Consider the following 23,355-nt stretch of genomic DNA (forward strand, 5'->3'; position numbering starts at 1 on the left):
AAGGCATGGAGTTGATCAGAGGACTGCACAATCTGCGCCCGTCTCATCGCGGCTGCGTAGCGACCATCGGCAACTTTGATGGGGTGCATCGAGGCCATATCGAAATTCTGAACCAGCTCCACCGCCGTGCCGAAGCGTTAAAGCTGCCTACCGCCGTGGTGCTGTTCGAGCCGCAGCCGCGTGAATACTTCTCCAGCAACCAGGCGCCGCCGCGGCTGACTTCCCTGCGCGACAAGCTGCGCCTGATGGAGCAGGCCGGTATCGACCGGGTGCTATGCCTTCCCTTTAATCAGCGCCTTCGAGAGCTGTCCGCGCGTGAGTTTGTGGATCGGGTCTTGATTGATGGCCTGAATATCAGCTATCTGGTGGTGGGGGACGATTTCCGCTTTGGCTGTGACCGCGCTGGTGACTTCGCGCTGCTTGAAGAGATTGGGCGCGAACATAACTTCAGCGTGGTGAACACTCGCTCCTTTCAGCTTGATGGTGAGCGCGTCTCTTCCAGTCGCGTGCGCACGCTGCTGGCTTCCGGCAATTTCCGTCAGGCGGCGGAGCTGCTGGGGCGCCCCTATCGTTTTGCCGGACGAGTGGTCGAGGATCGTCAGTTGGGCAGAACCATCGGCGTGCCGACGGCCAATATTCCGCTGCCTAATACGCCGCTGGTATTGCGCGGCGTTTATGCCGTTCTCGTGGAGCGGGAAAATGGCGAACTTTACGCGGGAGCGGCCAACTTTGGCTGGCGTCCCACGGTAGGCAGCGAGCGCCCCGTGCTAGAGGTGCATCTGATAGATTTTAACGGTGATCTATACGGTGAGCGGCTAGTGGTGATTCCGTGCATGCGGTTGCGTGGCGAAGTCACCTTCCCCGGTATTGAGGTGCTGAAGCAGCAGCTCCATCATGATGTCGCGGTCAGCCGCGATTACCTGTCGCCGCTGTTACCTGACTTGCGTCAGCAGCAGGCGGCAGTGACTGACATCGCACAACTGCCGCTGGCAAGCGTACCGCTATCGCCTTCAACGGATCACACGCGGCCCGTTGGAGAACTAGTGTGAAGCAGCGTTCTCTTTATTTCGCGTGCAATTTTCAACGCTCGCTCGGTCGCCATTCTGCGGCCTTGCGTGCGCTTCGGCAGTTCTTTCTCTGTAATGGGCCGATGGGTGCCCACTCCCTATTTGCAACGACTTCCATGAGCAGGCCATGAGCGATCAAACACACGACTACAAGCATACGCTGAACTTGCCGCATACGGATTTCCCGATGCGTGGCAATCTGCCCAGTAAGGAGCCAGCCCGTCTGGCCCGCTGGACCGACATGCACCTTTACGAAAAACTGCGTGAAGCGCGCCACGGTCGGCAGCGTTTCATTCTGCATGACGGCCCTCCCTACGCGAATGGCAGTATTCATATCGGACATGCGGTCAACAAGATCCTCAAGGATATGGTGGTCAAGTCCAAGAACCTGGCGGGCTTCGATGCGCCTTACGTGCCCGGCTGGGACTGCCACGGCCTGCCTATCGAACATAAGGTTGAAACTGTTCATGGCAAGCATTTGCAGGCGGATAAAGCGCGTGAGCTATGCCGTGAATATGCCGGTGAGCAGATAGCCGGACAGAAGGCTGACTTCATTCGTTTAGGCGTGCTGGGAGAGTGGGCTAACCCCTACCTGACCATGAACTTTGCCAACGAAGCCAACGAGATTCGTGCGCTGGGCAAAATTGCCGAGCGTGGCTTTGTCTACAAAGGGCTTAAGCCAGTTAACTGGTGCTTTGATTGTCAGTCAGCGCTGGCGGAAGCCGAAGTGGAATATCAGGACAAGGAGTCCGATGCGATTGATGTGGCGTTCCCCGCCGCCGACAGTGCAGCATTAGCGGCAGCCTTTGGTCTGGATGCACTGCCGAAGCCTGCTGCCGTCGTGATCTGGACAACAACCCCCTGGACCATTCCGGCTAACCAGGCGTTGAACGTTCACCCCGACTTCGACTACGTGCTGGTCGATAGCGGTGAGCGCCTGCTGCTGCTCGCGGAAGAGCTGGTCGAAAGCAGTCTTGAGCGCTTTGGTCTTGAAGGTGAAGTGATCGCCCGTACTCAGGGCAACAAGCTCGATCATCTCGAATTCCGCCATCCGCTCGCCAACACCGATAGCGGTTATGATCGCGTTGCTCCGGTGCTGCTGGCCGATTATGTAGAGCTGGGTGCCGGTACTGGCGTGGTGCATTCTGCGCCAGCCTATGGCGAGGATGACTTCTACTCCTGCCAGCGCAACGGTTTCAGCTATGACGACATCCTGAATCCGGTGCAATCCAACGGCGTATATGCTCAATCGCTACCGCTCTTCGGCGGTCAGTTTATCTGGAAAGCGAATCCTAATATCGTGGCGGTGCTGAGTGATTCCGGCAATCTGCTGGCACACAAGCGCATCAGCCACAGCTACATGCACTGCTGGCGTCATAAAACGCCGCTGATCTATCGCGCTACTGCACAGTGGTTTATCGCGATGGATAAAGCCGGACAGGATGGTCACACCCTGCGCGAGTATGCCCTCCAAGGCGTTGACGATACACGCTTCTATCCTGCCTGGGGCAAGAACCGGCTGCACAGCATGATCGAAGGTCGCCCCGACTGGTGTATCTCCCGCCAGCGCAACTGGGGAGTGCCGATTCCGTTCTTCCTGCACCGTGAAAGCGGTGAGCTGCATCCACGCACTCAGCAGTTGATCGCGGAAGTCGCCCTGCGCGTCGAAAAAGAAGGCATTGAGGCGTGGTTCAAGCTCGATGCGGCAGAGCTGTTGGGGGATGAAGCGAGCCAGTACGAGAAGGTTACCGATACGCTCGACGTATGGTTCGATTCAGGCACCACTCACTTCCATGTGCTGCGCGGCTCGCACTCCGAGCTGGCACATGCGGAAGGCAATGTTGCCGATCTCTACCTGGAAGGCTCCGATCAGCATCGCGGCTGGTTCCAGTCGTCGCTGCTGACAGGTTCGGCCATTGATGAGCGCCCCCCCTATAAAGCGCTGCTGACGCACGGCTTCACCGTCGATCAGCAGGGGCGCAAGATGTCGAAATCGGTGGGTAACGTCGTCGCACCCCAGCAGATCATGGATAAGCTGGGCGCAGATATTCTTAGGCTGTGGGTCTCGTCGAGCGATTACTCGGCAGAGATTCCGGTCTCCGACGAGATCCTCAAGCGTATCGCTGACGCCTACCGCCGTATTCGCAACACGGCACGCTTTATGCTGGGCAACCTGACCGGCTTCGACCCCGCTCGCGATATTGTTGCACCGGAGCAGATGATCGCGCTGGATCGCTGGGCCGTGGATCGCGCTGCACAGCTTCAGCAGCGTGTGGAGAAAGCCTATAGCGAGTACCGCTTCCTCGACGTTTATCAGCAAGTGCTGACATTCTGTTCGCGTGATATGGGCAGCTTCTATCTGGATATCATCAAGGATCGCCAGTACACCACCCAGGCCGATTCACTGCCGCGCCGCAGTTGCCAGACAGCGCTGTATCACATCGTGCAGGCGCTGAGCCGCTGGATGGCACCGATTCTCTCGTTCACCGCCGATGAAGTGTATGAAAACATCCCCGGCAGCAAGCTTGATAGCGTGCTGCTGGAGGAGTACTACACCGATCTGGCGACGCTGCCTGATGATTTCGCCTGCGGACGCGAGTTCTGGGCGCGTGTGATGGATGTGAAGCAGGCGGTGAACAAGTGTCTGGAAACCGCGCGCGGTGAAGGACTGGTCAAAGGCTCGCTGGATACCGAAGTCACACTTTACGTCGATGACGAACTTCACACCCTGCTTGGTAGCCTCGGTCATGAATTGCGCTTTGTGCTGATCACCTCTGAAGCGCGTCTGGCACCGCTTGATGAAGCAGCGGATGCAGCTGCAACCGAGCTTGAAGGCTTGAAGGTCAAGGTCGAAGCAAGTGCCTGGCCCAAGTGTGAACGTAGCTGGGAGCGTCGCCCCGATGTGGGCACCCATGCAGAGTACCCGACGCTGTGCGAGCGCAGTATCCTGAACCTGCCGGGACATGAGGGTGAGGTACGCTTGTATGCCTGATTCGTCTGCGCAAGCAGCGGCGCCCATGCGCTCACCACTACGCTGGCTGTGGCTGTCGGTATTGGTGATCGCCATTGATCTGGGGGCCAAGTGGCTGGCGGTCAGCGGTCTTGAATACCGTCAACCGCATCCGGTCATCAACGGCTTCTTCGATCTGACGCTGCTCTTCAACCATGGCGCTGCGTTCAGCTTTCTGGCTGACCACGCTGGCTGGCAGCGCTGGTTGTTTGCGCTGATTGCGGTAGTGGCTGCCATTGGCCTGTCGTTCTGGATGACGCGGCTCAAGCAGGGGCAGCGTGGCATGGCCATCGCACTGGCGCTGATTATCGGCGGCGCTCTGGGTAATCTGTTTGACCGCATGGTACATGGCTACGTGATCGACTTTCTGTCGTTTCACTGGCAGAACCTGTACTACTATCCAGCGTTCAATATTGCCGATAGCGCGATTACTGTCGGTGCGATCATGCTGATTCTGGATGCGTTCAGATCGCCACGTAAGGCAATCAACAAGGAGCGCTCATGAGCGCCGTAACGCCAGGCAGTGCGACGGTGGGGGAAGGCACCACCGTCACGCTGCATTTCACGCTCACCCTTGAAAATGGCACGCAGGTGGACACCACCCGCGATAAAAAGCCGGCCACCTTTGACTTTGGTGATGGCAATTTGCCACCGGGCTTCGAACAGCCCCTGAAGGGAATGCAGGCCGGTGAGCGAAACGCCTTCACCATTTCGCCCGAGCATGCTTTTGGTCAGTACAACGAGCAGAACGTGCAGCTGCTGACGCGCGATGCGTTCAGTGACGATATCGAGCTGGAAGTGGGCACGGTGGTGGCTTTTACCGATCCTGCTGGCGGCGAACTGCCCGGCGTGATCAAAACCATTGAAGGCGAGCAGGTGGAAGTAGATTTCAATCACCCGCTGGCGGGTAAGCCTCTGGTCTTTGATGCGGAAATTATCGCCGTGACGCCGACCACAACGCACTAAGTCACCAAGCCGCTCACTTGGTGAATATTCAAGCCCTTGTCGTTGATTCGACAGGGGCTTTTTTCGTTCCTTCTTGAAGAAGCCTGCCCTTGCGAAAGCCCTTCCTGCCATCAGTTGGAAGTAGAGCGTGAATAAAGAGCCATGGCGTTTTACATCCACGCTTAATTTATGGCCGTCGCCGCCGATCTGCTTCCGTTAGAGACGGAGCGGAGGCAGGGCATGGCGGGGAGTGAATCAGGATTCGCGCTGATTGAGCTAATGGCGGCCATGATTGTTGCTGCCGTGGGGATTGCGGCGGTAGCCAATGGGATGGCACTGCTTGATGGGCGCGCGGAACTGTTGCAACAGCGCAGCCTGGCAGCGCGATCCTTGGCGGATCTGGCGGTAGAACACGCGCTGGGCATCACTGGCAGAGAAGAGCATGTCTCCAGTAATAGTGCACTCGTTAGCCTCTGCGCTCGAAGCGTTGGGCGCGATATGCAGCTATGGCTTGACTGGTCGCAGCAGGGACATCGCTGTGCCGGTGAGAAGAAGGCGGCAGCGTCAGAAGTGATTAGGGTGCGAGGGCATCATGAGTAGCGCGCCTGACGAGAGTGGCGTGGTGCTGAGCGAGATGCTGGTTGTCATGCTGGTGACTGCGCTGCTGGTTGCCGCCATGTTGAGTATGCACGCACAGCTTCAAGGTCAGCTTCTTCACTTGGGAACGCGTCAGCAGGCTTACGAGCGGGCGCGTCTGGCGAGTCTGATTATCGAACAGGAGGTCAAGCGTGCGGGGTTCTGGGGGCTGCCATCAGGAGGGGATATTCACGCCATGCCACCTGCGCTTAGCGCTGCGCGTGGCGAAATACGGTGCCAGCGCCAGCCTTGTGTCACTTCACGGGATGATGCGCTCGCAGGATCAGGTCGTGGCAGTGATGGGCTGATTGTGCGCTATGCGCGGGCTAGTCATGAGCTGACCGGCACCGATCTGCCGTTTATTGATGTGACAGGATCACGGCAAGGCTGGCGTTATTACGCCACGGGGCTTTATCTCTCCGGCTCGCCGCGTGGGCTTTTCCAGCGCATTGCGGGAAGGAGGAGTGCAGAAGAGCTGGTGCGAGGCATCTGTGAGTTGAGGTGTCGCTATGCCGAAATCAACGAGCAAGGAAGGGTAGGGCGATGGCAGCCTGCTGCTGCCGTTCAGCAGTGGCACGCGGTGGTAGCGTTGCAGTGTCGCATTTCCGCGACAGGCGGTGAATGTAGAGACCAACGTACCATGGCGCAGCGTCAGTTGAGTGTGGCACTACGCAATCCTTTGGAGCGCTGGAAGGCGCAGCAACAGTGGCAGCAGCTAGCGCACGCCACGCCGAAGGATTCCGCCGATGAACGCCAATGAGCGCGGCATGGCACTGCCGTTAGCGCTATTGTTGATTATGCTGTTATCGGTATTGCTGGAAGGAGCGGGGGCGCGTTTGCAGCGTGAAATAGTGAACGTGAACCGAGAATTTTCGGCACTGGAGAGTGGGATTGTACTGACGCAGAGAGTCGAGGAGGTTTGGCGAGCACTTGAGCGTGGCATTCCCGCCACTTCGCTCGGCACTAGTGAAATATGTATTGCGGTAGGCAATCGGGAGCCGGCACACGTATGCCCATGGCTGCCTTCACGCGACTGTCAGGCGCTGGAAGTGGCGGCCTGGTACTGCCATGACAAGCAGCATGGCGAGAAGATCATCAGAGGCGGCTGGCGTGTATCCAAGGGCAGTACCACCATGGCTATGGTGCCTGAGTACTGGCGCTGGGAGTAGCACTCTCAAGGTGCTCTTCCTCACGCGGACGGCCTGCACGATTGAGCACCAGACGGTAGTGGCTTCCGTAGCGGGTCGAAAAATCGAAGGTGGCATTCAACATATTGGCGGCGCTGTCCGGGCGAAAGATCAGCTCTGTCGCGGGACCGTTCAGTAACACGCCTGGTGATGGTTGAAAGTAGCTGGCGGAAAGCGTGCTGTCGCTGGGGGTATCGAGCATTGCTCCCGCTAGCCATTGCTGCCCGCAGTGCTGTGCGGCTTCTCCTCTTGCGCATAGGCGCTGTGGGGTGGCGGTGATCATACTGACGAGGCGGGCCTGTTCCACCAGTGCAGCGAAGCGCTGCCGATCCGTATATGCGCGTCGCTCCGTTAACCAGCGCTGACCGCTATTCAGCGAGTAACCGAGTACGATTGAGACCATCACCATGGTCGCCATGACTGACACCAGTGAGAATCCGCTTTGGGCATGAGAAGACATTCGCGTTTCCTCTTGAAAAACAGCAGGAAACTAGCCTATCGGTCGCGTATTCGCGCAAGTTTAGCGGTTTGAGGAAGTGCTAGAGATTTAGAGAGAGAGACTGTGGGGCAAAAAGAGAGGCGGCCCAACGCGCTTGATGGAAAAGGCGAGCTGCAAGCGAGTAAACGTTAGCCGCAGAAGAGGGCTGGCAGGTGAGCAGGGAGTATTCCGTCAGCCCTGATGCGCATGTTCCTTGCAGCAATAGGCGGGGGAAGATGCCCCTTCCTTATACACGGCATCGGTTGCTGCAATATGTACACCGCACTGTGCGCAGCGCACGGTATTGATGCTGGGAACTTCGCGATGCGTTGGTGCTTCCTGGTGCTTGCGCGTTAATGATGCTTTTTTCAGGCTGGTGAAAAATCTGAACGCAATGTAGCCGAGCAGTGCGACAGTGAGCAGTTGTAGCAAGGTAGAAGCTCCCGAATGAGGCGCAGGCGGGCCGTGGCTGGCGAAATATGCAGCCAGTGTATAGCGAGTTTGCGCAGCACGCCAACGGCGGGTGGAAGTGCGCGTTTATCAAACGGTGATCGCTTGGCAGAACAACGAAAAAGGCGCGAAACTCATGCTTCGCGCCTTTTCTCTTCCCAAAAAACTTCTAACCGTCGAGGGAGAGCGTTCTGCCCAGGTGACGTGTCTGGAAAGTGTTGCCATTGAGCTGTTTGTAGTCGGGCTTGTTGTGAATCAGCACGGCGAGCGTTTCACGCGCGCGCTCATCCATGTTAAGCCCCATGTAGCCTTCCACCATGCTGGCAAGGGCATCGTAGTTGGCGGGCGTTTGCGGATAGTGCGAGATAATCCAGCGACCGCGTTCGATGGCTGCCACATAATCACGCTTGCGCAGATAGAAGTCAGCGACTTCAATTTCGCGCTGTGCGGTCAGATTACGCAGATAGATAATGCGCTGACGTGCATCAGGCGCGTAGCGGCTCTGCGGGAAGCGCGTAATCAGCTCGTTGAAATCCTTGTAGGAGGCGTTGGTCGCCCCCAGGTCGCGCGTGGAGATGCTGACCAGATCAAGACCTTCCAAACCGAAGCGGCCCGCTTGCCAGTTGGCCAGACCGCGCAGGTAGTAGGCGTAGTCGATTTGCGCGTTATCAGGATGCAGGCGAATAAAGCGACCGGCCGATGCAATGGTCGATTCCCAGTTGTTCACCTGATAGTAGCCGTAGATCAGATCAAGCTGCACGTTCTCGGCATTCTTGCTGAACGGGTAACGGCTATCGAGCGTTTCGAGCTGGGTCACTGCTGCTGAATAGCGGCCATTGTCCAGGGATTGCTGGGCTTGTTGGTAGAGCTGCTGTTCCGGAAGATCAGCCACTGGCTTGGTATTTCCGCCGCAACCTACCAGCACGGCAGCGACCAGCGCGAGAGCACTCAATTGATAAGCGCGCATTGTTTTCCTCGTGTCGGGCAAACCACGGCGTCCATGCTAGAATTCGCCGCCGTCCTTCATCATCTTTTAGCGTCCCGTCAGCATAGCATGCCAAAATGCCATAGCTGTAGAGACAAAAATCCGCTTCACTATAAATCACCAGCGCGAGTTATGACACTATCAGGACGGTGAAACTCTTACTGGAACCTGCGTAAAGCAGCGGAGCTGTTAGTCATGCCAGAACAAATAGATCAGCATCATAGCGTGCCAGAGACCCTGCACGGCCTGCGTTTTGACCAGGCCGCAGCGCGTTTGTTTGCTGATTGGTCACGCGAAAAACTCAAGCACTGGATCGAATCCGGGCAGCTTCGCCTTGATGGTGAAATAGCCAAACCGAAGGTTAAGGTAGCGGCGGGGCAGCGCCTTTCGCTGGAGGCAGAAGTCGAGCCAGCCGGTGAATGGCAGGCTGAAGATATTCCGCTCACCATCGTTTATGAAGACGATCACCTTCTGGTACTAAATAAACCGGCGGGTATCGTGGTGCATCCTGCTGCCGGCAATCCTGACGGTACGCTATTGAATGCGCTGCTGCATCACCAACCGGCGCTGATCAATCTGGCGCGGGCCGGCATTGTGCATCGCCTGGATAAAGACACCAGTGGGCTGATGGTGGTGGCGAAGTCGCTGCTGGCGCAGCGCTCGTTGATCGAACAACTGAAAGATCACAGTGTGGCGCGCGAGTACGACGCTGTGGTGGTGGGTGTGCCGATTAGCGGCGGTCGCGTGGATGCGCCTCTGGGCCGTCATCCCAAGGATCGCAAGCGGCAGGCGGTGGTGCAGGGCGGCAAGCGAGCCGTTACACACTATCGCGTGCTTGAACGCTTTCGTGCCCACACCCTGATACGCTGCTCGCTGGAAACTGGCCGCACCCATCAGATTCGCGTGCATATGGCGCACCAGAAGCTGCCGCTGGTGGGCGACCCTGTCTATGGCGGTCGGCTCAAGCTGCCTGCCGGAGCAGATGAAACGCTAAAGCGCGAGCTTACTGAATTTCCACGTCAGGCGCTGCACGCTCACCGGCTGGTGCTGGAACATCCGGAAAGCGGTCAGCGGATGCGTTTTGAAGCGCCGCTTCCTGATGATATGAGCACTCTTTTGGCTGAGCTGCGTGCCGATGCCAACGAATAGAATGGACGCCAGGCATTGTGGCGGCGTGAGCCGCTACAGTGGTAGCGCTCTCCGTATTCTTTCGCTATTTGCTGACGAGAAACGTGCATGACACACGCTCACGATGATAATTCGCACCGTTCTCTGGACCTTGATGGTATGCCACAGCCCCATTGGCTGGTACCTGACTGGCCAGCGCCGGCCTCGGTGCGGGCGCTGGTGACCACCCGTGAAACCGGCCCCAGTCAGGCGCCCTTCGATGCGTTCAATACCGCTGCGCATGTCGGTGATAATCCCGCCATGGTCAGCCGCTGTCGGCGCTGGCTATCGGCGCGGATTGGTGACCAACGTCCGCTGCTGTGGCTGAATCAGGTGCATGGTACTCAGGTGCAGACATCACTGCCCACCGCAGGAGAAGTGCCTGATGCCGATGCGTCGGTAGCCTTCAATCGCGACTACGCGTGTGTGGTGCTGACCGCTGACTGTCTGCCGGTGTTCTTCTGTGATAACGCGGGGACTCGGGTGGCGGTTGCGCATGCGGGCTGGCGTGGGCTGGCGGAAGGTGTACTCGAGCGCACGGTTGCAGCGCTGGATTGTCCTGCCCATGACGTGATGGCCTGGATGGGGCCAGCCATCTCCAGCGCGCAGTTTGAGGTGGGCCAGGACGTGTTCGACCGCTTTGTCTCGGCTCATCCTGAAGATGAAACCGCGTTTGAACACAGCCCCTATCGACTGGGCCACTATATGGCTGATCTTTATCAGTTGGCGCAGCTACGGCTTAAGCGCTGTGGCGTCAGGAACGTCAGTGGCGGATTGTTCTGTACCGCTTCCGACAAGCGTTTCTACTCCTACCGTGAAAGCGACGGCGTTACTGGCCGAATGGCTAGCGTTATCTGGCTGCGTGGTTAACGCACCCGACGCTTCCTGTTAGCGGGCAATGGTTATGGTAGACAAGGGCCACTTCACCATGCGCTCGCTACAGCTCTCTTTCTTCCCGCGCTTGATAGCGTCATTTCTTTGTTATTCCTGATGAAGTTTTCCGGTGTTTGGCGTAGCTGGTTTTTCTTCCATATTTAACATGAAAATAGTGGATAACTTTTCTTTTTGCTCTTGAACCTCGCCCGGTCAACACCATCTATTCTTTCAGATAACGCTGCTGCATGATGTGAGCAGCCCCGATATTTACCTTCCGGCGAAGCAATCTGACAGCTTGCTGCGAAGTGCACAGGAGAGCTTGTCTATGCGAATGGATCGTTTGACCAGTAAGCTGCAAAATGCTTTGGCTGATGCGCAGTCCCTTGCCGTTGGTCAGTCACAGAATGAACTTCAGCCTGCCCACCTGCTGGTAGCGCTGCTGGATGATCGCGATGGCGGCTTTCGTGCGCTGGTGCAGAAAGCCGGTGGTGATGTTGATCGTTTGAAAGAACAGCTTAAGCAGCAGGTCGAAAACCTGCCGTCGATGTCGCAGTTTGATGGCAACGTTGGTATGGGGCAGGGGTTGGCTAAGTTGCTGAATCTGGCAGACCGCGAGGCGCAAACACGCGGCGATGAATATCTGGCTACTGAACTGGTGCTTATTGCCGCCGTAGAAGCGGGGGGCGATGTGGGCAAGGCGCTGAAGAGCGCTGGTGTCACGGCGCAGAGCGCGCGGGCGGCAGTCGATGGATTACGAGGAGGAGCTTCTGTGAATGACGCTCAAGCGGAAGAAAAACGCGAAGCACTCGACAAGTACACTCAGGATCTGACCGAGCGCGCGCGCAGCGGCAAGCTCGACCCGGTGATTGGGCGTGACGATGAAATTCGCCGTGCAATTCAGGTATTGCAGCGCCGTACCAAAAACAACCCGGTGCTGATCGGTGAGCCGGGGGTGGGTAAGACCGCCATTGTGGAAGGGTTGGCGCAGCGTATCGTCAATGGTGAAGTGCCTGAGTCGCTGAAAGACAAGCGTGTGCTCGCGCTTGATCTCGGCGCTTTGCTGGCAGGGGCCAAATTCCGTGGTGATTTCGAAGAGCGTCTGAAATCGGTGCTGAATGAGCTGGCCAAGGAAGAAGGGCGCGTCATTCTGTTCATTGACGAAATTCATACCATGGTCGGTGCGGGCAAGGCGGATGGCGCCATGGACGCAGGCAATATGCTGAAACCTGCGCTGGCGCGCGGTGAGCTGCATTGTGTTGGCGCGACCACGCTCGATGAATATCGCCAGTACATTGAAAAGGATGCTGCACTGGAGCGCCGTTTTCAGAAGGTGCTGGTCGATGAGCCGAGCGAAGAGGACACCATCGCGATTCTGCGTGGCCTGAAAGAGCGCTATGAAGTGCATCACGGGGTACAGATTACCGACGGTGCCATTATCGCCGCTGCCAAGCTGTCGACACGCTATATCCCCGATCGTCAGTTGCCCGATAAGGCGATTGATCTGATTGATGAAGCAGCCTCTCGCATTCGCATGGAGATGGATTCCAAGCCCGAGTCGATGGACAAGCTCGAACGTCGCCTGATTCAGTTGAAAATCGAACGTGAAGCGCTCAAGAAAGAGACTGATGACGCGACTCGTAAACGCCTCGATTCGCTGGAAGAGCAGATTCAGGTGCTGGAAAAAGAGTTCGCCGATCTTGAAGAGCTGTGGAAGTCGGAAAAAGCCAGCCTGGAAGGCGCTGCCCAGTTCAAGACCGAGCTTGAGCAGGCGCGTACCGAGCTGGAGGCCGCACGTCGCGCGGGCGATCTGGGCAAAATGTCCGAGCTGCAATATGGCGTGATTCCTCAACTGGAAGAAAAGATCGCGCAGGCCAACGAAACTGCGGAAGCTGACCAGGCACCGCTCAAGCTGCTGCGTGCCAACGTCACCGAAGAAGAGATCGCCGAAGTGGTGTCGCGCTGGACCGGCATTCCGGTATCGAAAATGCTGGAAGGCGAACGCGATAAACTACTGCGCATGGAAGACGCGCTGCATGAGCGGGTGATCGGTCAGCATGAAGCCGTGGATGCCGTCTCCAACGCAGTGCGCCGTTCGCGTGCTGGTATTGGTGACCCCAATCGGCCCAACGGTTCGTTCCTGTTCCTCGGCCCGACCGGGGTGGGTAAAACCGAGCTGTGCAAGGCGCTGGCAACCTTCCTCTTTGATACCGAAGAGGCGATGGTGCGCATTGATATGTCGGAATTCATGGAGAAACATTCGGTCGCCCGCTTGATCGGCGCGCCTCCCGGCTATGTGGGTTATGAAGAAGGGGGCTACTTGACCGAAGCGGTGCGTCGCAAGCCTTACTCGGTCGTGCTGCTCGACGAGGTGGAGAAGGCGCATCCCGATGTCTTCAATATTCTATTGCAGGTACTTGAAGATGGGCGCCTGACCGATGGACAGGGGCGTACCGTTGATTTCCGCAACACGGTTGTGGTGATGACCTCCAACCTGGGGTCCGATGTCATCCAGCAATATGGCGGTGAAGCGGATAAATACGATGAGATGAAAGGGGCTGTGATGGAGGTGGTGGGCATGCACTTCCGCCCTGAAGTCATCAACCGTATCGACGAAGTGGTGGTCTTCCATCCGCTCGGGCAGGATCAGATTCAGCGTATTGCCTCGATTCAGCTCGACCGGCTGCGGGCACGGCTGGCTGAGCGCGAGATTGGTCTGGAAGTCAGCGATGCAGCGTTGGCGCAGCTTGCGGTGGTGGGCTTCGATCCGGTGTTTGGCGCCCGCCCCCTGAAACGCGCCATTCAGACGCGGCTTGAGAATCCGCTGGCGCAGGAGCTGCTGGCTGGCCGCTATGGCCCGGGTGATACCGTTAAGGTGGATGCAGCGGAAGGAGAGCTGGCGCTGAGTTAATCTGCCCCGTTGGAAAACAACATCCCTCGCAGGTGCTGCCTGCGGGGGATTTTTTTGCCTTGTCAGAAGCGTTATTGATGGGGACGGGCGGGGGATACCGCTCGTGATTCAGCCCTAAATTCATAATGGAGAAGACGTTCTACTGCCCGTCAGGCAGAGGGCTACGCGGCGAGAGAGAAGGGTGGCATGATGCGCTATGCTTTCATTAACACCTGAATTATTGTGATTTTATTGCTTTGGTTTGCGAGTTTTCGGGCATAAATATCTCTAATAAAACTTTTGTGCGCTATATGTTGACAAGGGGTGTGAAAGCGCCCAATCTATACTTCCCTGATGACGGGGCACTTTCTGTGGAGGCACCCAACTCCCATAGTGCATCGCAATTCACCTATTGCATACTCGTTCTGGACCCGCTGGCAAACAGGCCACCCCTTGTGCTGTCAGTCGTGATACCCCCTTTGGGCTGACCTTATCCGGTCGTGGGAAGCAGTGAAGCGAGGAGGCACTCTCGCTGCTGCTCCCGGTCCCGCCAACATGCTTTCAGCGCCCCAGTGGGGCACTTTAGCACTCAGGCCGTCAGGTGTTCGCCGCCGCGGGCGGTCGAACAGGCGAATAACCGCCCTCGAGCTCCAGTGCGTATTGCACTGTGACCGATATCGAGACCTAAGAGGATTTACCGTGGAACTCCTTTCCGGCGCAGACATGATCGCACGCTTTCTGGCAGATGAAGGCGTCGAACACATCTATGGCTATCCCGGTGGCGCGGCGCTGCATATTTACGACGCGCTGTTCCGTCAGGATGCCGTCAAACATATTCTGGTTCGTCACGAGCAGGCCGCCACTCACATGGCTGATGGCTATGCGCGCTCTACCGGCAAGCCCGGCGTGGTGCTGGTTACTTCCGGCCCCGGCGCAACCAATGCAGTGACCGGCATTGCAACGGCCTACATGGATTCGATTCCGATGGTCGTGCTATGCGGCCAGGTAGCCAGCCATTTGATCGGCGAAGATGCCTTTCAGGAAACCGACATCGTTGGCGTCACACGTCCGATTGTGAAGCACAGCTTTACCATCAAGCATCCTTCCGACATTCCGACGGTGTTGAAAAAGGCGTTTTATATTGCCGCTTCAGGACGCCCCGGCCCAGTGGTCGTGGATATTCCGAAGGATATGACCTCGCCCAACGAGCGCCATGAATACAGCTATCCGAAGAAGGTCAAGCTGCGTTCCTATGCGCCTCCTGCACGCGGCCATGCCGGTCAGATCAAGAAAGCGGTTGATTTGATCACCAGCGCCCAGCGTCCGGTGGTATTCGCGGGCGGCGGTATCATTACCGGGCACGCCAGCGAGGCACTGACTGACCTGGCGCGGCGTCTTGATCTGCCAGTGGTGACTTCCCTGATGGGAATCGGTGCCTTCCCACAGACGGATCGCCAGAGCCTTGGCTGGCCCGGCATGCACGGCAGTTTCGTTGCCAACCAGGCGATGCATAATTCCGACCTGATCTTCTGCGTGGGCGCGCGTTTCGATGACCGCGTGACCAATAACGTCGCGAAGTTCTGTCCCACGGCCAAAATCATTCACGTCGATATCGACCCCAGCTCCATTTCGAAAACCATCACTGCGGATGTGCCTATCGTGGGTGCAGCCTCCAGCGTACTCAATGAAATGCTTGGTTTGCTGAGCGAACGAGGCGTTGATACGGCTCAGCGTGATGAGCAGCTAAGTGGCTGGTGGAAGCGCATTGATGAGTGGCGCGCCAGTCGTGATGGCAAGCTTTACGAGCCTTCCGCTCCCGGTGAGCTGCTGAAGCCCGAAGAGGTGGTCGAAGCCGTTTACCGTGCGACCAATGGCGATGCGTTTGTGGCAACCGACGTTGGGCAGCATCAGATGTTTGCGGCCCAGTACTACAAGTTCGACAAGCCGCACCGGCTGATTACGTCGGGTGGCCTTGGCACCATGGGCTTCGGCCTGCCTGCGGCGATGGGGGTAAAACTGAACCACCCCAACGAGCAGGTAGTGCTCTTTACCGGTGAAGGCAGCTTCCAGATGATGATGCAGGAGCTGTCTACCTGTAAGCAGTTCGGTATCGGGGTGAAAATCATCAACCTGAACAACCATTCGCTGGGCATGGTGCGGCAGTGGCAGGATCTCAACTACAAGGCGCGCCACGCGCACTCCTATGTAGAGTCACTGCCTGATTTCACTACCTTGTTCAAGGCTTACGGCTTCAAGGCGCTGAGCGTTGACAAGGCCGAACAGCTCGAAGGCGCGCTGGCAGAAACCTTTGCCGATCGCAGCGAACTGGTATTTCTTGATGTACAGGTCGATCCACGCGAACACGTCTACCCGATGCAGGTACCCAACGGGGCGATGAACGACATGCTGCTGTCCAAGACGGAGAGAACCTGATGCGCCATATCATCTCGATTCTGCTGGAGAACGAGCCCGGCGCACTCTCGCGTGTCGTAGGGCTATTTTCACAGCGCAACTTCAACATTGAAACATTGAACGTTGCGCCTACCGAAGATGAGTCGCTGTCGCGGCTCACGGTAACGACGTTCGGTGACGAACGCATCATTGAGCAGATCACCAAGCACCTCAATAGATTGATTGATGTGGTGAAACTGGTGGATTTGACCGAAGGCGATCATGTCGAACGCGAACTGATGCTGGTCAAACTGAAGGCAGTGGGCGACGCCCGTGAAGAGATCAAGCGCACGGCAGAGATTTTCCGTGCCCAGATCGTCGATATAACGCCGAGCATCTATACCGTGCAAATTGCCGGTGATGCGGGAAAACTCGACGGTTTTCTACAGGCTCTTGGCCCATCGTCGATACTTGAGGTGGCGCGTACGGGAGTGTCTGGCATTGCCCGCGGCGAGAAGACCCTCAGCGTATAAACAGCACCATCGGTGCCCAATGGGCGCCAGTAATGAACTTGATTCGATTAAGTGGTTAACGCAAAAAGGTGAATGACATGCAGGTGTATTACGACAAGGATTGCGACCTTTCTTTGATCCAGGGCAAGAAAGTCACCATTCTCGGCTACGGTTCCCAGGGCCACGCTCACGCGAACAACCTTAAAGAGTCTGGCGTTGAAGTGACCGTCGCTCTGCGTAAAGGCTCTTCTTCCTGGGCCAAGGCCGAGAAAGCCGGTCTGAAAGTGGCTGAAGTCGCTGACGCTGTAAAAGGCGCCGACGTAGTCATGATTCTTGCTCCTGACGAACTTCAGAAGCAGATCTACTACCGTGATGTTGAGCCTAACCTGAAAGAAGGCGCGGCACTGGCATTTGCCCACGGCTTCAACATTCACTTCAAGCAGATTGAAGCGCGTGATGATATCGACGTCATCATGATTGCACCGAAAGCGCCGGGCCACACTGTTCGCTCGACCTTCGTTGAAGGTGGCGGCACTCCCTGTCTGATCGCCATCGGCCAGGACAACTCCGGTCAGGCCAAGGAAATCGCTCTCTCCTACGCCAGCGCTGTAGGCGGCGGTCGTTCCGGTGTTATCCAGACTTCTTTCCGTGAAGAGACCGAAACTGACCTGTTCGGTGAGCAGGCAGTACTCTGCGGCGGCGTTACCGCGCTGATTCAGGCCGGTTTCGAAACTCTGGTAGAAGCAGGCTATGCACCTGAAATGGCCTACTTCGAGTGTCTGCATGAGATGAAACTGATTGTTGATCTGATCTATGAAGGCGGCATGGCCAACATGCGCTACTCGATCTCCAACACAGCGGAATACGGCGATTACATCACCGGTCCGAAGATCATCACTGACGACACCAAAAACGCCATGCGTCAGATCTTGAAAGATATCCAGACCGGCGAATTTGCCAAGGACTTCATCCTCGACAACCAGGCTGGCTTCACCACTCTGAAAGCCAAGCGTCGTCTCGGTGCTGAGCATCAGATCGAAGAGACTGGCAGCAAACTGCGCGCAATGATGCCGTGGATCGCTGCCAACAAGCTGGTCGACAAGGAAAAGAACTAAGCTGCCTGTAGCAAAATAGGTAGCTGTCGAAAGTCAGCAAATGAAACCGGCGCTCTTGGGCGCCGGTTTTTTCGTTTTGTCGGTACGTTCTTTTCGGTGTGCATCATCAGGCCGCTACGAGGCTGATTGATGTTTTACGTTACCGCCATGACCGCCACCGCCGAATACGCTCTTTTCACCGAAGGAAGAGCGAAGGCGATCGCGCGGGGAGTCGATGCCCAGTTCCGGAAAGAGCAGCTCGGCAACGCGGTAGGCCTCTTCGAGGTGGGGATAGCCGGAGCCGATCACGGTATCAATGCCAAGCGCCTGATATTCGCGCAGCCGTTCGGCCACCGTAGCGGGGGAGCCAACCAGCGCCGTTCCTGCGCCTGAGCGTACCAGCCCGATTCCTGCCCACAGATTGGGGGAGACCTCCAACGCATCGCGACGCCCGTTATGCAGTGCAAACATGCGTTGTTGACCAACGGAGTCAGAGGCGGCACGCAGTGCCTTTTGAGCGTTCTCGATAGTCTCATCATCAAGATGTTCAATCAGCTTATTTGCTGCCGCCCATGCCTCTTCGTCGGTTTCTCGCACAATAAAATGCAGCCTGATGCCGAAGGTTACCGTATGGCCTTTCTTGGCAGCGGCGGCCTTGACCCGCTCGATTTTCTTTTTCACCTGCTCGGGAGGTTCGCCCCACGTCAGGTACTTATCGACGAAGCCCGCCGAGAAGTCGATAGCAGCATCCGACGAGCCACCAAAGTAAATGGGCGGGCGCGGCTCCTGTACCGGCGGCAGGCTGAGTCTGGCGTTGTGCGCCTTGATGTATTTGCCATCAAGATGAGCATGCCCGGTTTCAATCAGCGGCGTGAATACCTGAAAAAACTCCTCTGCATGGGCGTAGCGTTCATCATGGGGAAGGAAGACACCATCGCCCGCCAGCTCCGCAGCATTTCCTCCCACCACGATATTAAGCAGCAGCCTGCCGCGTGAAAAACGGTCGAGGGTCGAAGCGAGTCGCGCATAGTAGGAAGGTGAGGCGGTGCCAGGGCGAATAGCGACCAGAAACTTGAGCCGTTTGGTGCGTGCAGCGAGATGCGAGGCAAGCACGAAAGACTCCTCGCAGGCTGCTCCGGTAGGAATCAGTACCCCTGAGTAGCCAAGCCGGTCAACGGCCTGGGCCAGTTCGCTGAAATAATCAGGATCTGGAGCGCGTACACGCCGGTCTGAGCCTAGATAGGCACCATCGCCTGAAGAGGGAATAAACCATAAAAAATCGAGCGCTTGAGTATCAACAGCCATGGTAAGTACGTATCTCCTGTCGTAGAAATGACGCCTGAGCGACGTGTCTGGGGCGTGCCAGTCGTTGACGTGGCGTGCAGGCAAAACGTATGCAGCGGCGCGTTAAACATGAAAGGTCAGGCAAAAGGTATGCCATCACCCTGTATCCGGCTTGCCTGCGCAAGGGCGGGGAGGACGTAACGCTGATGTTGTTGAAAAAACGACAGTGTGCGCGTTCTGGTGTTGAAAATGGGACAATTGCGCTGATTGCGGTGCTTACTCCTTATATATGTAGGAAGTTTTAACCGCTCTATCAATATGCTGAGGATTTACTATTGTTGCTACATCATTAAGATAGTGGCGTGTTTTTTTCTACATAAATTGTTAAGGGACACAATGACAACTCTTTTATATAAAAGCGGCGTCCGCACGGCGTCGCTTATTTTGGGTGGGAGTACCGCAGGGGTACTGTTTTCCATCTCGGCTCAAGCGGCTGAAATTACTGACGTAGGGCTTACCAAGGACGGCATTATTGAGTCTCCTGCCAATCATGTGATTTACGACAACCCTTCGCAGGGGGTTCGTCTGAATGGTGGCTTCTCATTAATGGGCTTCGCTGCCGGCACTCATAACATCAACTACGGCAGCCGTACCGGCAACAGCCATAAAAGTCCCGCCTGGTGGGAAGCGACGGCCGCCCCTTCGATGACGGCTGAATATGACCTGCCCGATAATGCAGGCACGCTATTCGGTGGTGTTACCGCGTTCTATACCATGACCCGTGGTAATGGTGACGGCGATCCTGCTGGCTCGACGCCAGATCATCCTGAGCACTTCAGGCTGGATAACGCCTACCTTGGATGGCGCAGTGGTGACCTGTTTGCCGATAGCCTCGGTGAGAATGCCTTTACCTTCTCGTTTGGCCGTCAGTCATTCCAGTTTGGCGATGGTTTCCTGATCGGCGATGGTTTCACCGAGCAAGGTAAGTATGGCGGTTATTACATCGGGCCAAGCCACGGTTTCCATTCGAGCGCGGTGCTATCGTTTGATAGCCACGGCTGGCACGCTGACCTGTTTCACCTGAAGGCCAGCGAATATAACCTGCTGCAAGGCAATTACGGTGAATATCAGAACACTTCTCTCAATGGTCTGAATGTTGACTATACCCTGAATGATCGCGCCCAGTTTGGTGCTGCCTATGTGCACGCCTACAACTCCTGGGACCGCTCGCGTAATGGTATGGACGTCTACAACGTGCGCGCCAAAGGGATACCCTTTGAAGCACTGCCAGGCTTTTCTCTGGGCGGCCAGTACGCGTGGGAAGACCGCGATCATGGCGGCAACGGCCACGCCTGGTATGGGCAGGCAAGCTATGCGTTCCAGGACACTCCCTGGCATCCGGTTATTTCATATCGCCGCGCCGAGTATGGTGAAAACTATGACTCGATGTACAACTCCTTTGCTGGCGGCTGGGGTAGCTGGTACTACGGTGAGATCGCCGGCGAATACCATATCTCTAACAACAACATGAATATTGATATGCTGAAAGTGGCGGTGCAGCCCGCTGATTTCGTTGAAACCGGTTTGATCGGCTACAGCTTCCGCCGTAATAAATCGACCGGCAGCGGCAGCAAAAACTTCTCTAAAGAAGTTAACCTCTACGCTGACTGGACTCTCTCCGACCACTTCACGCTCTCCACGGTATATGGCATCGCCTTCCCTGACGATGCAGCGAAAGCGGAGTACGGACGCAAGAAGAACAGCCAGATCGCTCAGGTGTTTGCTACCTACGCGTTCTAACCCAGGCTTGCAGCAACGCAGCGCTGCTGTGATGAAAAGGCACCTCAAGGCATCGCCCTTGGGGTGCTTTTTTTATGGCGCAGGGGGGGCGGATGGAATCTTGGGCGCGGCAAGGATGGCGCCAGGAATAGCGTAAGTATCGGAAGTCTCGTTTTCCGTCTTCATTCCTAAAAAGAAATGGTATAACATAACAAAAATAAAAAATACTCACTCCATCCGTATTGCAAGAGGAACTTCCCATGCTGTTTCTTTCCTTCCGCGCCTTGTCGCGCCCACGTCTGGCGGCGGCGCTGATGGTGGCCTATCCGCTGGCGGCAGTGGCGCAAAGCCCCGCGCCTGACAACGCCAGCGCTTCGCAAGAAGGGGATACTACGCCACGTCAGCAACAGGCAACGCGGCTGCCGGAAATCCAGGTCACTGCGAATCCGTTTGCCAGCTCGCGTCTTTCGTCGCCAAGCTCTGTGGTGACAGGGGATGAGCTCAACTACCGCCAACAGGCCAGTTTGGGCGAAACGCTGAACGGTTTGCCCGGCGTGTCATCGAGCTACTTCGGGCCTTTTGCCAGCCGCCCAATCATTCGTGGTATGGATGGTGATCGTATTCGTATTCTGCGTAACGGCACCGAGTCGTTCGATGCGTCGTCATTGTCGCAGGACCATGCGGTGCCAGAAGACCCGATGGGGCTGGATCGCGTAGAGGTGCTGCGCGGGCCTTCAGCGCTGCTTTATGGCGGTAATGCCATTGGCGGTGTGGTGAATACCATTGATGGCCGTATTCCCAGAGAGGCGCTGGAAGGTATCAGTGGCAAGGTCGAAAGCGGCTTCTCCACGGCCAATAATGATCGTCACGCGGGGGCCGCGCTCAATGCGGGGCACGACGGCTTCAACCTGCATGTCGATGGCTCGTCACGCTCCTTTCAGCGCTTGCGCATTCCCGGCCACGCGGCGACCAAGCGCTTTCGGCAGGAAAATCCTGATGACGATCACAGCGATGAGAGTGGTCGTCTGACAAACAGTGACGGCCGTGCGGATTCGGCGACCATCGGCAGCTCCTATGCGTGGGATCACGGTTACGCTGGCTTCTCCTATAATCGCTACCGCTCCAACTATGGCTCCGTGGCCGAGCCGGATGCGCGGCTGGATATGCAGCAGGACAATTACCATTTCGACAGTGAAGTCCGCGATCTGGAAGGGCCTTTTACCTCCGTGAAGGCGCAGGCCAGCTATACCCGCTACAAGCACAGTGAAATCGAGGATGGTGAAGTTGGCACCACCTTCAAAAACCGTGGCGTTGATGCACGTATCGAAGCGCACCACGCCGCGCTGGGGCCTCTGGATGGGGTGGTGGGCACCGAGTTCTCGCATAGCCGCTTCTCTGCGCTGGGCGAGGAGGGCTTTATTCCTCAAACCGATACCGACAAGTACGCGCTCTTTGCGCTGGAAAAGTGGCAGGTCACTCCGCGGCTGGATCTCAACTTTGGCGCGCGCCTTGACTACACTCGCCTAAGCCCCGAGGTGCAGGGCGCTGAACAGTTCGCCAAGAGCCGCGACCGCAATTTCGTCACGCCAAGCCTATCGGTGGGCAGTGTCTTCAAGCTGGATGATATCTGGTCGCTGACCGGAAACCTCAGCTATACCGAGCGTGCGCCCACCTTCTATGAGCTTTATGCCAATGGCCCGCATGGCGCTACCGGTACTTATGAAGTCGGCAATCCTGACGCCAGTCGCGAGAAGGCGATATCAGCCGATGCCGCGCTGGAGTTTGATACAGGCAAGCACACTGGCCGCATCGGAGTGTTCTACACTCATTTCAGCAATTATCTGGGCATGCGTGGAACCGGTGAAGAGCAGCCCGGCGAAGATGGCCCGCTGCCGGTCTATGAATACGCTGATACCAAGGCGCGCTTTTTTGGCGTAGAAGCCCAAAGCAAGTGGCAGCTATATGATGGCCCCTCAGGGCTTTATCACTTCGAAGCGGGCGGCGATTACACCAATGCAGAAGACACCGAACGTCATCAGCCGCTGCCCCGTATCGCACCGTTACGGCTTCGCTCGGCGCTGGATTGGCAGCTCAACGAGTGGGACGCCCAGGTCTCGGTGGAGCGCGCTGCCGGTCAGCACCGTGTACCGCACAACAGCGGTGACGATAGTTTGAGCACCGGTGGCTATACACGGCTGGATACTCGTCTTGGCTATCATTTCGATGTGGGCGCAACCCAATGGTTTGCATTCCTGAAGGGCGGCAACCTGACGGATGCCAAAATCCGCTACGCCTCTTCGGTACTGCGTGAGTATTCGCCAGCGGCTAGACGTAACCTCCAGCTCGGCGTGCAGATGAATTTCTAACGCTTGTGTGGCACAGCTTCCTTCTGCGATTTATCAAGGCGTACCAGGCTGCGATGACCTTGCCTACCGGTAACGGTAGGCTTTTTTGTTCTGGAAGAACGTGCCCGCTTGTGGGCGATAATCCATCAGGAAGTACGCTCAAGAAGTACGCTCCCTTCGCTTTTTATGGAAGGGAACTACTAGCGGTGGCGGACGTCTCACACATGTCGTGCAGATGGCTGAGGGAAGGAAGGGCTGATAT

Annotated in this window: 19 protein-coding genes; 15 read left to right on the forward strand and 4 right to left on the reverse strand. The window is 56.9% G+C overall.

Features of this window, described 5'->3' with window-relative positions; translation table 11 throughout:
- Window positions 1-5: 5 nt before the first annotated feature.
- The 7 genes from ribF to L881_RS0109340 all read left to right on the forward strand — a co-directional run bounded on the left by ribF (window position 6) and on the right by L881_RS0109340 (window position 6,827).
- Window positions 6-1,049: a bifunctional riboflavin kinase/FAD synthetase gene (ribF, locus tag L881_RS0109310; protein ID WP_025733430.1), complete on the forward strand. Its 1,044-nt coding sequence runs from the start codon at window positions 6-8 to the stop codon at window positions 1,047-1,049.
- 145 nt (window positions 1,050-1,194) lie between these two features.
- Window positions 1,195-4,059 carry an isoleucine--tRNA ligase gene (gene ileS, locus L881_RS0109315; protein WP_025733431.1) on the forward strand — a complete coding sequence of 955 codons (2,865 nt, stop codon included), beginning with the start codon at window positions 1,195-1,197 and terminating at the stop codon, window positions 4,057-4,059.
- Window positions 4,052-4,582, forward strand: a complete 531-nt coding sequence (lspA, locus tag L881_RS0109320) for a signal peptidase II (protein ID WP_025733432.1) — start codon at window positions 4,052-4,054, stop codon at window positions 4,580-4,582. Before ileS ends, lspA begins: the two co-directional genes overlap by 8 nt.
- On the forward strand, window positions 4,579-5,043 hold the full coding sequence (gene fkpB / locus L881_RS0109325) for an FKBP-type peptidyl-prolyl cis-trans isomerase (protein WP_025733433.1): 465 nt from the start codon (window positions 4,579-4,581) through the stop codon (window positions 5,041-5,043). The genes lspA and fkpB overlap by 4 nt, the downstream gene beginning before the upstream one ends.
- Before the next feature lie 219 nt (window positions 5,044-5,262).
- Entirely contained in the window at window positions 5,263-5,622 is a 360-nt protein-coding gene (locus tag L881_RS0109330; RefSeq protein WP_025733434.1) for a prepilin-type N-terminal cleavage/methylation domain-containing protein, read from the forward strand.
- Entirely contained in the window at window positions 5,615-6,418 is an 804-nt protein-coding gene (locus tag L881_RS0109335) for a PilW family protein (RefSeq protein ID WP_025733435.1), read from the forward strand. Before L881_RS0109330 ends, L881_RS0109335 begins: the two co-directional genes overlap by 8 nt.
- On the forward strand, window positions 6,405-6,827 hold the full coding sequence (locus L881_RS0109340) for a hypothetical protein (RefSeq protein WP_025733436.1): 423 nt from the start codon (window positions 6,405-6,407) through the stop codon (window positions 6,825-6,827). The genes L881_RS0109335 and L881_RS0109340 overlap by 14 nt, the downstream gene beginning before the upstream one ends.
- On the opposite strand, the gene L881_RS0109345 is transcribed toward L881_RS0109340, so the two are convergent.
- The 3 genes from L881_RS0109345 to L881_RS0109355 form a co-directional block, all read right to left on the reverse strand.
- Window positions 6,796-7,305, reverse strand: coding sequence for a pilus assembly FimT family protein (locus L881_RS0109345; protein ID WP_025733437.1), 510 nt, complete (start codon window positions 7,303-7,305; stop codon window positions 6,796-6,798). The two genes, L881_RS0109340 and L881_RS0109345, sit on opposite strands and share 32 nt — an antisense overlap.
- A gap of 210 nt (window positions 7,306-7,515) precedes the next feature.
- On the reverse strand, window positions 7,516-7,755 hold the full coding sequence (locus tag L881_RS0109350) for a PP0621 family protein (RefSeq protein WP_025733438.1): 240 nt from the start codon (window positions 7,753-7,755) through the stop codon (window positions 7,516-7,518).
- A 187-nt stretch (window positions 7,756-7,942) separates the two neighbouring features.
- Window positions 7,943-8,740 carry an outer membrane protein assembly factor BamD gene (locus L881_RS0109355; protein ID WP_025733439.1) on the reverse strand — a complete coding sequence of 266 codons (798 nt, stop codon included), beginning with the start codon at window positions 8,738-8,740 and terminating at the stop codon, window positions 7,943-7,945.
- A gap of 213 nt (window positions 8,741-8,953) precedes the next feature.
- Here L881_RS0109355 and rluD point away from each other — a divergent pair, with 213 nt between their 5' ends.
- From rluD to ilvC, 6 genes are all read left to right on the forward strand, one after another.
- On the forward strand, window positions 8,954-9,907 hold the full coding sequence (gene rluD, locus L881_RS0109360) for a 23S rRNA pseudouridine(1911/1915/1917) synthase RluD (protein WP_025733440.1): 954 nt from the start codon (window positions 8,954-8,956) through the stop codon (window positions 9,905-9,907).
- An 87-nt stretch (window positions 9,908-9,994) separates the two neighbouring features.
- Window positions 9,995-10,795, forward strand: coding sequence for a peptidoglycan editing factor PgeF (gene pgeF / locus L881_RS0109365; RefSeq protein ID WP_025733441.1), 801 nt, complete (start codon window positions 9,995-9,997; stop codon window positions 10,793-10,795).
- A 331-nt stretch (window positions 10,796-11,126) separates the two neighbouring features.
- Window positions 11,127-13,709 carry an ATP-dependent chaperone ClpB gene (gene clpB / locus L881_RS0109370; protein ID WP_025733442.1) on the forward strand — a complete coding sequence of 861 codons (2,583 nt, stop codon included), beginning with the start codon at window positions 11,127-11,129 and terminating at the stop codon, window positions 13,707-13,709.
- Between the two features lie 678 nt (window positions 13,710-14,387).
- A complete protein-coding gene (locus tag L881_RS0109375) occupies window positions 14,388-16,121 on the forward strand; it encodes an acetolactate synthase 3 large subunit (RefSeq protein WP_025733443.1) in 1,734 nt (577 codons plus the stop codon).
- Window positions 16,121-16,612, forward strand: coding sequence for an acetolactate synthase small subunit (ilvN, locus tag L881_RS0109380; protein ID WP_025733444.1), 492 nt, complete (start codon window positions 16,121-16,123; stop codon window positions 16,610-16,612). The genes L881_RS0109375 and ilvN overlap by 1 nt, the downstream gene beginning before the upstream one ends.
- Before the next feature lie 77 nt (window positions 16,613-16,689).
- Window positions 16,690-17,706 (forward strand): ketol-acid reductoisomerase, encoded by a 1,017-nt coding sequence (gene ilvC, locus L881_RS0109385; RefSeq protein ID WP_025733445.1) that lies wholly within the window; start codon window positions 16,690-16,692, stop codon window positions 17,704-17,706.
- Window positions 17,707-17,820: 114 nt separating this feature from the next.
- On the opposite strand, the gene ssuD is transcribed toward ilvC, so the two are convergent.
- The gene (gene ssuD / locus L881_RS0109390) at window positions 17,821-18,990 is read right to left on the reverse strand and encodes an FMNH2-dependent alkanesulfonate monooxygenase (RefSeq protein WP_025733446.1); all 1,170 of its coding nucleotides are present in this window, start codon (window positions 18,988-18,990) and stop codon (window positions 17,821-17,823) included.
- 375 nt (window positions 18,991-19,365) lie between these two features.
- On the opposite strand from ssuD, the gene L881_RS0109395 reads away from it, so the two are divergent.
- Together L881_RS0109395 and L881_RS0109400 are read left to right on the forward strand one after the other, a co-directional pair.
- Entirely contained in the window at window positions 19,366-20,769 is a 1,404-nt protein-coding gene (locus L881_RS0109395) for an alginate export family protein (RefSeq protein ID WP_025733447.1), read from the forward strand.
- 239 nt (window positions 20,770-21,008) lie between these two features.
- Window positions 21,009-23,114, forward strand: coding sequence for a TonB-dependent receptor plug domain-containing protein (locus L881_RS0109400; protein WP_025733448.1), 2,106 nt, complete (start codon window positions 21,009-21,011; stop codon window positions 23,112-23,114).
- The last annotated feature ends 241 nt before the right edge of the window (window positions 23,115-23,355 follow it).

Source organism: Carnimonas nigrificans ATCC BAA-78, from assembly GCF_000526695.1.
GTDB classification, from domain to species: Bacteria; Pseudomonadota; Gammaproteobacteria; order Pseudomonadales; family Halomonadaceae; genus Carnimonas; species Carnimonas nigrificans.

Excerpts from the sequence above, each read along its gene's own strand:
- ribF (WP_025733430.1), top strand. The coding sequence starts at position 6 with ATGGAGTTGATCAGAGGACTGCACAATCTGCGCCCGTCTCATCGCGGC.
- ileS (WP_025733431.1), top strand. The coding sequence starts at position 1,195 with ATGAGCGATCAAACACACGACTACAAGCATACGCTGAACTTGCCGCAT.
- lspA (WP_025733432.1), top strand. The coding sequence starts at position 4,052 with ATGCCTGATTCGTCTGCGCAAGCAGCGGCGCCCATGCGCTCACCACTA.
- fkpB (WP_025733433.1), top strand. The coding sequence starts at position 4,579 with ATGAGCGCCGTAACGCCAGGCAGTGCGACGGTGGGGGAAGGCACCACC.
- L881_RS0109330 (WP_025733434.1), top strand. The coding sequence starts at position 5,263 with ATGGCGGGGAGTGAATCAGGATTCGCGCTGATTGAGCTAATGGCGGCC.
- L881_RS0109335 (WP_025733435.1), top strand. The coding sequence starts at position 5,615 with ATGAGTAGCGCGCCTGACGAGAGTGGCGTGGTGCTGAGCGAGATGCTG.
- L881_RS0109340 (WP_025733436.1), top strand. The coding sequence starts at position 6,405 with ATGAACGCCAATGAGCGCGGCATGGCACTGCCGTTAGCGCTATTGTTG.
- L881_RS0109345 (WP_025733437.1), bottom strand. The coding sequence starts at position 7,305 with ATGTCTTCTCATGCCCAAAGCGGATTCTCACTGGTGTCAGTCATGGCG.
- L881_RS0109355 (WP_025733439.1), bottom strand. The coding sequence starts at position 8,740 with ATGCGCGCTTATCAATTGAGTGCTCTCGCGCTGGTCGCTGCCGTGCTG.
- rluD (WP_025733440.1), top strand. The coding sequence starts at position 8,954 with ATGCCAGAACAAATAGATCAGCATCATAGCGTGCCAGAGACCCTGCAC.
- pgeF (WP_025733441.1), top strand. The coding sequence starts at position 9,995 with ATGACACACGCTCACGATGATAATTCGCACCGTTCTCTGGACCTTGAT.
- clpB (WP_025733442.1), top strand. The coding sequence starts at position 11,127 with ATGCGAATGGATCGTTTGACCAGTAAGCTGCAAAATGCTTTGGCTGAT.
- ilvN (WP_025733444.1), top strand. The coding sequence starts at position 16,121 with ATGCGCCATATCATCTCGATTCTGCTGGAGAACGAGCCCGGCGCACTC.
- ilvC (WP_025733445.1), top strand. The coding sequence starts at position 16,690 with ATGCAGGTGTATTACGACAAGGATTGCGACCTTTCTTTGATCCAGGGC.
- ssuD (WP_025733446.1), bottom strand. The coding sequence starts at position 18,990 with ATGGCTGTTGATACTCAAGCGCTCGATTTTTTATGGTTTATTCCCTCT.
- L881_RS0109395 (WP_025733447.1), top strand. The coding sequence starts at position 19,366 with ATGACAACTCTTTTATATAAAAGCGGCGTCCGCACGGCGTCGCTTATT.
- L881_RS0109400 (WP_025733448.1), top strand. The coding sequence starts at position 21,009 with ATGCTGTTTCTTTCCTTCCGCGCCTTGTCGCGCCCACGTCTGGCGGCG.